This window comes from Psychrobacillus sp., assembly GCF_056205495.1.
The window spans coordinates 1-9,857 of sequence record NZ_JBAEAP010000528.1 but is presented as its reverse complement, the minus strand read 5'-3'; the positions used below and the strand labels follow the sequence as shown (position 1 = coordinate 9,857).

The 9,857-nt window shown below is 36.2% G+C and carries 9 protein-coding genes and 1 other annotated feature; of the genes, 4 read left to right on the top strand and 5 right to left on the bottom strand.

Annotation, left to right across the window (positions count from 1 at the left end; translation table 11 throughout):
• Window positions 1-43: 43 nt before the first annotated feature.
• Both dacB and AC06OU_RS14940 read right to left on the bottom strand, forming a co-directional pair.
• Window positions 44-1,528 carry a D-alanyl-D-alanine carboxypeptidase/D-alanyl-D-alanine endopeptidase gene (dacB, locus tag AC06OU_RS14945; RefSeq protein WP_475856831.1) on the bottom strand — a complete coding sequence of 495 codons (1,485 nt, stop codon included), beginning with the start codon at window positions 1,526-1,528 and terminating at the stop codon, window positions 44-46.
• Between the two features lie 155 nt (window positions 1,529-1,683).
• Window positions 1,684-2,928, bottom strand: coding sequence for an erythromycin esterase family protein (locus tag AC06OU_RS14940; RefSeq protein ID WP_475856830.1), 1,245 nt, complete (start codon window positions 2,926-2,928; stop codon window positions 1,684-1,686).
• 104 nt (window positions 2,929-3,032) lie between these two features.
• Window positions 3,033-3,293: a binding site (T-box leader), on the top strand.
• 62 nt (window positions 3,294-3,355) lie between these two features.
• Here AC06OU_RS14940 and AC06OU_RS14935 point away from each other — a divergent pair.
• Entirely contained in the window at window positions 3,356-4,561 is a 1,206-nt protein-coding gene (locus tag AC06OU_RS14935) for an MFS transporter (protein ID WP_475856828.1), read from the top strand.
• On the opposite strand, the gene AC06OU_RS14930 is transcribed toward AC06OU_RS14935, so the two are convergent.
• The gene (locus AC06OU_RS14930) at window positions 4,562-5,299 is read right to left on the bottom strand and encodes a class I SAM-dependent methyltransferase (protein WP_475856827.1); all 738 of its coding nucleotides are present in this window, start codon (window positions 5,297-5,299) and stop codon (window positions 4,562-4,564) included. It abuts the gene before it with no gap.
• Window positions 5,300-5,426: 127 nt separating this feature from the next.
• On the opposite strand from AC06OU_RS14930, the gene AC06OU_RS14925 reads away from it, so the two are divergent.
• On the top strand, window positions 5,427-6,113 hold the full coding sequence (locus tag AC06OU_RS14925; RefSeq protein ID WP_475856825.1) for a TVP38/TMEM64 family protein: 687 nt from the start codon (window positions 5,427-5,429) through the stop codon (window positions 6,111-6,113).
• 78 nt (window positions 6,114-6,191) lie between these two features.
• On the opposite strand, the gene AC06OU_RS14920 is transcribed toward AC06OU_RS14925, so the two are convergent.
• Complete coding sequence (locus tag AC06OU_RS14920) at window positions 6,192-6,341, bottom strand: hypothetical protein (protein WP_475856824.1); 150 nt, start codon at window positions 6,339-6,341, stop codon at window positions 6,192-6,194.
• A 25-nt stretch (window positions 6,342-6,366) separates the two neighbouring features.
• The gene (locus AC06OU_RS14915) at window positions 6,367-7,482 is read right to left on the bottom strand and encodes a hypothetical protein (RefSeq protein WP_475856823.1); all 1,116 of its coding nucleotides are present in this window, start codon (window positions 7,480-7,482) and stop codon (window positions 6,367-6,369) included.
• Window positions 7,483-7,675: 193 nt separating this feature from the next.
• Here AC06OU_RS14915 and AC06OU_RS14910 point away from each other — a divergent pair, with 193 nt between their 5' ends.
• Both AC06OU_RS14910 and AC06OU_RS14905 read left to right on the top strand, forming a co-directional pair.
• A complete protein-coding gene (locus AC06OU_RS14910) occupies window positions 7,676-8,413 on the top strand; it encodes a metallophosphoesterase family protein (RefSeq protein WP_475856822.1) in 738 nt (245 codons plus the stop codon).
• A gap of 194 nt (window positions 8,414-8,607) precedes the next feature.
• On the top strand, window positions 8,608-9,645 hold the full coding sequence (locus AC06OU_RS14905; RefSeq protein ID WP_475856821.1) for a PTS sugar transporter subunit IIC: 1,038 nt from the start codon (window positions 8,608-8,610) through the stop codon (window positions 9,643-9,645).
• The last annotated feature ends 212 nt before the right edge of the window (window positions 9,646-9,857 follow it).

Here is a 9,857-nt window from a genome sequence, read left to right as displayed (position 1 = left end):
AATGTTACGGGTGCCAGGCACCTGTAACATTGCTGTAATTGTATTATTTGTGGTTTGTTATGGCAGTTGCTATTTGGTCAATAGAAGGTACCGTGCTCGCTTTATTGTCTTCTGTAAGGACTGTGAATATGAGTAGCTCTCCATCCTTTGTTTTCGCATAGCCTGCAAGTGCTTTAATGTTTTTAAGACTCCCGGTTTTCGCCATTACGTTTCCAGCAGCTGGTGCTGTTCCTAGTCTGTGGCGCAGTGTGCCACCAACGTAGCGATCCTTAGATCCAGCGATAGGAAGACTCTTATAATAGGTGTTGTACCAAGGCTCTTTTCTGATTACATACAACAATTGTGAAAGCTCTCTTGACGTAATTTTGTTGGAGTAGGATAGTCCAGAAGCATCCTCGAACTTCCATTGGGATGTGTCTATACCAACAGAGAAAGCATAATCTCGCATGACTTGAAGTCCAGCATCCCAGCTTCCTTCACCATAAACCTTTTTTCCCATTTCCTTCGCTAAAATCTCAGCGTGTACATTGTTGCTCAGCTTCATGAATGGAATGATTAAATCCTTTAAAGGCTGTGACTTTCTTGAAAGGAGTGTCTTCGCAGTAGCTGGTGTTTTTCCTTTCACTAATTTACTAGACTTCCCAAGGGTAATCCCCTTCTCTGCTAAGGATCGCTTGAAAATGTCCAGTGCATACATCGTTGGATCTGTGACGGCAATCCATTCCTTGGATCCAGAAGTTCCTACAGGAGAGTTTCCAGTAATAATCACTTTGTTTGCTCCAACCTCACGAGTGATTTTCAACGTGTTTTTACTTCCTTTAGGGACTGTCTTAGATTTATTGACTACCTTTAGTACATTTGTATTCGGAGATAGCGTTACTCTGGCTGCTTTTCCATTGCTTGTCGGTTTAGCTTCCACAATGACAGACCCTGCATCAAAATCTCCATTTGGAGATAAGGTCAATGCCGAAATAGGGGCTGCATAATAATAAGGCACGTCCTCAGCCATGATCCCCGAGGACAACCCGACGCTGTCATACCACGTATCATCTCCAATTAGGTTACCTGATATATGCTTAATACCTTGCTTGGAAAGTCCTGCGGCAAAATTATCAAAATGGCTTTTTAATAAAGTCGGATCCCCTTGCCCTTTAAGATAGAGATTACCATTCAAGGTACCCTTACTTATCTTTCCATTCGTTAAGACAGCAGTAGAAAACCGAAAATCCTCTCCCAATGTTTCTAGCGCTGTAGCTCCAGTCAATAGCTTTAAGGACGATGCAGGAGTAATCCCTTTATTTCCATTGCGTTCATAGATGATTTCCCCTGTAGAAGCCTTGCGAACTGTAATACTGGAAGTTGCGTTTTTCATTCGATTGTCTGCCATTATTGTATTTAATTTATTCGTTAAACTAGTATAGGTTGAAGCAGCCTCAACCGATGAAATGGACGGATTAGGTACAAATATAGCGCTTCCTGTTAAGATGATAGCTACTAATGTAATAAGTACTTTTCTGCAAGCCTTCAATTCTCTACCTCCAAATTATCTATTTTTTGTTAGTTTAACATGAAATAGTTAAATAATAAGTTCAAAATGTATATCTTTCTAAAAACCTGTCTTTTTTCCTACTACAAAATAAAACGAGGTGTAAAGTCACTGACCTTATCACCTCTTCTAACTTTCTACTTTAAAGGTTTCAAAGCATTTGTTTGCTCTAAGTAAATAAACGCATCATATCTTTCACTTATTTTAGAAGGAACATAATTACCATAGGCCTCAAAAGAGGGATTATAAACGACTCCTATGGCTCGATGACCTATCCACTCATTGAACAGAGCACGATTATCTTTATTAAAGAGTAATAGCTTGTCTCCACCTCCAGCATCGTGGAGCACATCCTCCCAGGAATCCTTCCTCGCTGGAGGAACTTTTTCTTTTTTGTAGGGGGTGTCCCATTCATCTGCAGCTATTACTGTTCCTGAATGAGTACCAAAGCCTAACGCAAATACATTGTCTCTTCTATTTTGAAGACGAAGGATTTGTCCAACATTCAACATACCTGCATCCTTCATATCTGTAGCTGACGCATCACCAATATGCGTATTATGCTCCCAAATAATGATTTTTGCATCTTTTCCATGGTAATCCATTATTTCATTAATGGCCTCTACCATATGTTCATCTCGGACATTCCATGACAGATCATCACTTCGAACCATTGCTCGGTAATATTCCTCTGCATTTTGGGCCACTAAAGCGTTTATTTTCAAATTTAAGTCATTTTCTCCTTCGTCTTTAAAGTTATCCTCGTGTTCTCTGATGGACTTGATAAGCTTTGATACCTCTTCTATACAAGCCTCTGAAATGTCTAACGTGGAAAGTGCGTATGTTTCCGGATGTCGATTAAATGGTTCAAAGCAAGAAATAGCTCTTTGTGCAAATTGTAATTCCGTTCCGTTTGGATCGGTTTCCTTTAAATATCGAATGACCTCATCCAAAGATTCCCATAGGCTATATACATCGATTCCATAATAGCCAATTTTATCTTCCTTATGGCCATTATAGTCCTTTAACCATGTAGAAAATTCAGCAATTTCTTCGTTGGCCCACATCCAGGTTGGCCAACGCTCAAATGCAGCCTTAAGCATTTCTTTAGCATCCGAGTACTTACTATAACCCTTTATGAATCGATTAATGTGCTGTGTGGATGGCCAATCTCCCTCAACCGCTATTAAAGTAAAACCCTTTTCCTTTATTAATCTTTTCGAAATTTCAGCTCTTACCTTATAAAACTCCGAGGTACCATGACTCGCCTCGCCAAGTAAAACAATGTTAGCTCCCCCAATTGCTTCTAATAAAGGATTTAAATCTTCATCCATGGACATCGGCAACGCAAATTGCTGAATAGACTCCTTTAATTTCTTCAATAATTGCACTCCTCTCATGTAAAGTTTGAGTAATCTAAATTATTTTTATTCTATTTTATATGCCGAGCTAGAAATTAACCAAATATATGGTATGATATTGTAAATTAAATGCGATGAAGAGAAGAGTAAGTAATTTAAAGTCTTCCAAAAGAGAGTCCTGGTAGCTGAGAAGGGATGAAGAAGGAATTACTGAAACAAGCCTCTGAGCTTCACATAGGACTCGTATAAAACGGGGTATGATGTGACGGGTGCTCCTGTTATAGAGCTAAAGTATAAGCATTTTCTATGCCGTACTTGAAAAGGCTCCTTTGGTGACAATGGGGCAAACTGGGGTGGCACCACGACATGTTAATCTCGTCCCCAAGACAATCGTCTTGGGGGTGGGATTTTTTTATTTGTAGTAATAAACATGTCGGGAGGAATATAAATGAATAAGCGGAAAGTTAGAGCTCTTTATTTAGGTGTAGTCGGACTAGCTAACATTGGAGGGTGGATTTATTTACTTGCCCTTAATCTAATTATTTTGGACAAAACAGGGTCTGTATTAGCTGTAACTGGATTATATATAATTAAACCCTTCGCTTGTATGTTAATTGGACCTTGGGCTGGAAGTATGATTGACCGTGTTTCTACTAAGCATTTGATGATATTTTTAGATATTATCCGGGCTATTCTCGTAGGCTCTCTGCTTTTTGTAGATTCCTTATGGGTTATCTATTTGCTGGTGTTATTTATACAAATGGCAGGTGCCATATTTGAAACAAGCTCATTTACTTATATGACTTTATTGTTACCAGAAGAGGATCGAAACAAGTTTAATGCTGTGTTAACCTTTGTTCATTCGGGAGCCTTTGTGACAGGACCTTTTCTGGCAGGTATATTATTTATGCTTGCACCACTTGAATTTTCATTAGTAATAAATGTATTAATCTTTATTTGCTGCGGTATATGGACTATATTCCTGCCTAATATACTTAATACGATCCCTGAGGTGAAAAAACACCTCCACGTAAAGGAGGTGCGAGAAGATTGGTATGCTGTTTGGAACTTCAGTAAAAAATACTTGTCCTTTTTCTTCATTTATATGACCTTCCAAGGGACGATGCTAGTAACTGCAGCATTAGATTCCACAGAAGTTGCTTTTGCAAAGGAGGTGCTCTTATTGACGGATGCTGCCTATGGATCCCTCGTTAGTATAGCTGGACTGGGATTTTTATTAGGCGCAATATGTACAAATTTGTTGGTAAGGTTTCTATCAGCTAAAGCAATGATGGGTGTAGGGACATTTTTTGTAGCAAGTGGATATTTTATTTATAGTCTCTCAACTTCCTATTTTGCAGCAAGTATTGGGTTTTTCGCATTATCATTCAGTCTTTCCATCGCCAATACTGGTTTTATGACATATATCCAATCACGAATTCATTCTAATATGATGGGACGCATCACTAGTTTATATGAGATGATTTCTAGTTTCGTTCAAATAGTAGCAGTCCTTCTATTCGGACTAGTTGCTAGCTGGGTATCCGTCAAAGCAGTGGTCATAGGAGGCTCCATTCTCATGCTACTTGGTTCATGCTATCTAATTCTTATGACACGGAGAATATCTCAATCAAGAGGTTTTGAACCCCTTTGACTATTTACTTTTTTCACAGGCAAAGGCTAATACAACAGGAATTCTCTGTCTTCTTTTAAATTCTTCTTCACTTGAAAAATGTTGACGCTTAGGATTCCCTTCATGCAACTCTAAGATAGTAAAGCCATTGTCTCGTAATGCTGTAAAATATTGTTCAATTGTACGGTGAAATTTTACAACTATGTGATCGATCCAAGGTTCTTCTCTTTCACCATCTAGAAAATAATTGTCCACTATCCAATTCTCACGTTTCTCTCCAGATTGCTTACTTAAAAAGGAAGAAGTCGTGAGAGGATGCTGGACACTAAATATGAATTTTCCACTATCCTTTAAACTTTTATGTATAGAGCCGAATAGCTGATTTATATCTGACACATAATGTATAGCAAACCTAGAAGTCACTATGTCGTACGCTTTTTCTGGGTAAGGATATGACTCCATTGTATCCATAATCACCTCACCATTTAACGCATTTAAATTCGCTTTGGCTGCTTCCACCATTTTTTCGGAGCCTTCCACACCTATATATTTAGTAGCTCCATTCTGTATCAAATCCTTACCAAATGAGCCATCACCACAACCTAAATCTAGTATTGCTTTACCTTTAATATCTCCTAGCATTTCAAAAATCATCGGTCCTTCAATCGCATTATTCGGGCTGTCCGAACGTTCTCTCCTCTTAAAGTAATTCGTGAAAAATTGTTCTTGGTTGTAGGCGTTAAATCCTTTATGCGACATTAAATAACCTCCATATAGTTATAGTTATAGTAATATAACGATGCATCAAAGTGTTGAGAATAGGCAAAGAATGATACCATGAAATAATAAAATATCAGCACTTCGAGTTAGAAAGAACAGGTGAGTTATGAAAAAAAAGAAAACTACTCTCTCCCAAAAGCAATGGATTTTAATCGGTGGATTTCTGTTCCTTATAATCTTTTTCTTAATAAACCAAGACCTAATTAGTATCCTTTTAGATGGAGATGTAGATAAAGCCAAAGCATTTCTTGATAAAAATATTGCTTATGCATTGTTTTTTATGGCATTGGTCATGGTGATACAAAACTCTTTTACTGTTTTCCCACTAATATTAGTAATTACTATAAATATTGCATTGTTTGGTTTTGTAAATGGTTTTTTATGGAGCTGGTTTACTAGTGTTCTTGCTTCTATTATCGTCTTTTACGGAGTTCGCTACATATTCCAAAGCATGATTATTCATAAGTTCGATGCGAAAATAATCGAAAAAGTAGATGCAAACGGCTTTGCTTACGTATTCCAAGCAAGACTCTTTCCTTTCGTCCCAACTAGCCTCGTAAATATTTTAGGTGGACTTAGTACGATACGGATTTTGCCTTTTACAGTTGCTACTACTATTGGAAACTTCATATACTTCTTTATCCTTGCATTAATCCCTGCTGGCATCTTATCCTCTGATTTAGATGAATATTTGATTCTAAGCATTATTTTTGTGACTATTGCTCTTTATTACGTTATAAAACTCATTAAACATAAACGTAAGCCTGTTTCGGATTCTAAAAATGTGAAATAACTTAACCACTAATATTTATATGCATCACTTGAGGATGGTTCGTTCTATTTCCTGAGACCATCCTCTTTCCTTCCGAGCCTAACTGTAGCCCAACTGCAATTTGTTTAATTGTTCAAAAGAGAAGATATCTATATTTACATATTTTTCAAGCTTTCTAAGCACAATATTAATTTGTTGCAGACTTTCTTTGAATTCTTCTTTTTGCTGAGTCGAGTTAAACATGAACATTAGATTGTCCTCCATTTTATAACTTTTAAACCGTGGAAATATACATATTCCAATAGGCTTCAAGCTGCTTTTCCTGGAAGATGGTTAAGCTACTCATACTAAGTATTTCTTCTTTTAAGACCTGAACCTTGTCCTGCTGCTTTATATTATAAAAGCTCTTACCAAGTTCAACTCGTAATCTATTTTTTACCGATAAATTGCCAAAAGGATCGAAATAAGAGTCAATCCTAGATTTATCTTTTACACCTGTATAGGTAAAGCGTTGGTAGTAGTTTAACCCCTTCTCTAGCTCAATATATCTTTTAATAGCTTCGGTATCAGTGATTGTTTCCTTTAAAAGCTCTAGCTTAACTTCTAACAGCTTTACTTCACTTGTATAATCATGTTCTCTTAACGTATCTAGATTTTCTTCTACCCACTGCATATCTATTTCATGATTAGCCTGCAAACCTAGTATATTAAAGGAACATATGGCGTAAGCGTCTTTAATTTCTTTGTGCTGACTAATTTCCTCATTAGTTGGATAACCAAATTTAGATGGCTGTATAATTTCTATGAAAGAGTTATTGGATAATATACTTTCAATATCTACCTTGTGCTTATGCTCAACTATTATTAATATAGTTTTTCCTGGATGACTCTCAGCAATTGACTTAATACTCATCGCCTGCATATATGTTCTATACTGAAATAATCGTCTCGCAAAATCTTTTTCCCCTGATGATTTCGTTTGTATCCATTCATTATTTTGTTTTATAACTTCTTTGCGTTCTGAGTAAAAGAAATCTTCCTTTAAATTTGAAAAGGAAGCGAATTTTTTGAAGGAGTTTTCTCCTCTAAAAAAGGCTGGCTGATCACTATCATTTATACCGTATGCTAATAGTTGATCACTCGAAGATGCATTCCAATCAAACGGAAAAATAGGTACGCCTTTTTGAAGTGCATAAGGTAGTATTATTTCTTTTTGCTCGTAAGCATATTCCTGTAAATCCATACGTGCATATTTTTCAGGGGTTCTTTGAATCCCTATTAAATCTGGATTTACTCTATCAAAAAATGCGCGATAAACGGCAGGTTGACACTCTCTAGAAACAAGCTGATAAGCATGATTTACTCCTAATATGATTAAATTAGATTTCAATGAGCCATACCTCCTTCACATTACATTACTTAAATATTCAGTAAATTTTTGGAATATACTTATTCTAACATGTTTTTGTTAACTATTTGGATTCAATTTAATTTATTTTTTATCTATGTAAAATTTCCTTTCTCACCCATTTGGTATAATCAAAAAGAAGCAAGTAACTAATGATATATAGGAGATAATAGCTATGAAAATTGCCATCATTACAGACATTCATGGAAATGAGCTCGCTTTGAAAGCAGTATTACATGATATCGATACGAAACAAGACATTGATGAGATTTGGTGCCTTGGTGATATGATTGCCATGGGTCCTGATACGAACGAAGTATTAGATTTATTATTTTCTCGACCAGATATCCATATGATTACAGGGAACCATGATGAAGCCATACTTTCGCTCAAAAAAGGGGAGGGACATCCGAAAAGCTATAGTCATACGTTCGAACATCATTTATGGATTGCTAATCAGTTAAGTCAGAAAAATATCGAAAGACTTACAAGCCTCCCACGTGTACTGGAAAAAAATTTAAAAGGTATTCGTATACTCGGCATCCATTATCATATTGAAGAAGAAAAAAGATCTGCTCATATTAAGGAAGAACCTTTTCATAGTATCTTAGAAGGTACTTTAGAAAATATGGAGAAAATGTATTCTACCTATCCTGCAGATATTATTTGCTTTGGTCACCATCATCCACAGCATCTTTTTTCAAATGAAAAACAAATTTTCTTAAACCCTGGTGCTTTGGGGGTATCCAAAGATACTACAGCTCCTTATGCAATTATTGATGTTTCCACTAACGAACCATCTATATTAATCCATCATGTAAAATATGATAAAAAAGCCTTTCTGAAAAAGTTTGAGGAATTAGACGTTCCCCAAAGAGAAATTCTATTTAAGTTGTTTTATGTGAATCAATAAATATTAACTATACGGAAAGACCTTAATCTCCTGAACTACAGTTTAGGGGATTTTTTATATCATTTTATTATTAAAAAATAGTAATAAAATGATTAACTTTTGTTATATATCACTTTAAAGTAATAAAGTGTATTGACCCTATTCTGAATAGTTTTTATAATTAACACCAATCTGTAAGGATGGAGGAAAGAGAAATGAAAGAATTTATGAGTAAATTACTCACTGGGATGAGTATTGGAATTGTTGTAGCTCTCATACCAAATGCTTTACTTGGAGAGATATTAAAACTATTGATACCACATTTTCCGTTTTTACAGCCATTATTTGATATAACCGTTTACTTAATGAGTATGCTTTCAATTTTAATCGGGATTATGGTAGGTATTACTTTTAAACTAACTCCTATTCAGACAGCTAGCGTTGGGCTAGCAGCAATGGTAGGTAGTGGAGCAGTCATGAAAACCGCTGACGGGCTTTTTGCATTGAATGGGATCGGGGTTGTTCTTAATACAGGAGTTACTGCAGCTTTAGCAGTATTATTTGTGACAATGATTGGAGATAAACTAAAAGCCTATGCAATTCTTCTCATACCAACACTTACTATTATGATTCCAGGAATGATCGGTTATCTATTATTGCCATTCATGAAGAAGTCTACTGGCTTGTTAGGAGAGGGAATTGCTTATCTGACTACCTTACAGCCGGTAGTGATGGGCGCAGTAATTGCAGTTGCATTCTGTCTTATTATTTTATCGCCTATTTCGACGGTCGGCGTTGCGACTGTTATCATGCTCTCTGGAATTGGTTCAGGTGCAGCCAACTTAGGGATAGTGGCAACCGGAGTTGGATTGGCAATTGCAAGCTACAAAGCCAATAATTTAGGGACTGCATTAGCACATGTACTTGGTTCCCCTAAAATCCAAATGCGTAACTTTTTTATGAAGCCAAAAATTGTTTTTCCGATGGTTATTAGTGCCGCCATATTGGGAGGATTAGCAGGTGTCTTAAATATACAAGGTACTCCTATGAGTGCAGGCTTTGGCCTATCTGGTCTTGTAGGGCCACTAAATTATATTAATCTAGCTGAAGGCGGTTGGAACCTTAAGAATATAACTATTATGCTTAGTACCTTTCTTATTCTTCCGATTGTATTAAATGTAGGATTGATATACTTATTCTCACGTAAACTTAAAATGATTAAAGCTCAGGATTACAAGCTCGATTTTGAATAAGTGAGTTTGCGATAAATAAAATGCTGGTAAATAACTAGTCAGTAATTTAAAAGACGTGGAATCAATAAGATTTCACGTCTTTACTAAATTTATTTATATCGACCAAATAGATCTTGTACGATGGTATAAGACTCTTTTAAGCGCTCTTCGTATTCAGGTAAATCCCACTTATCCCAAGTATAGCTACTTAGCTTTGGTAAAACACTTGCTTC

What these genes read in the sequence shown, in the direction of transcription:
- AC06OU_RS14935 (WP_475856828.1), top strand. Translation starts at nt 3,356, where the DNA reads ATGAATAAGCGGAAAGTTAGAGCTCTTTATTTAGGTGTAGTCGGACTA.
- AC06OU_RS14930 (WP_475856827.1), bottom strand. Translation starts at nt 5,299, where the DNA reads ATGTCGCATAAAGGATTTAACGCCTACAACCAAGAACAATTTTTCACG.
- AC06OU_RS14925 (WP_475856825.1), top strand. Translation starts at nt 5,427, where the DNA reads ATGAAAAAAAAGAAAACTACTCTCTCCCAAAAGCAATGGATTTTAATC.
- AC06OU_RS14920 (WP_475856824.1), bottom strand. Translation starts at nt 6,341, where the DNA reads ATGTTCATGTTTAACTCGACTCAGCAAAAAGAAGAATTCAAAGAAAGT.
- AC06OU_RS14910 (WP_475856822.1), top strand. Translation starts at nt 7,676, where the DNA reads ATGAAAATTGCCATCATTACAGACATTCATGGAAATGAGCTCGCTTTG.
- AC06OU_RS14905 (WP_475856821.1), top strand. Translation starts at nt 8,608, where the DNA reads ATGAAAGAATTTATGAGTAAATTACTCACTGGGATGAGTATTGGAATT.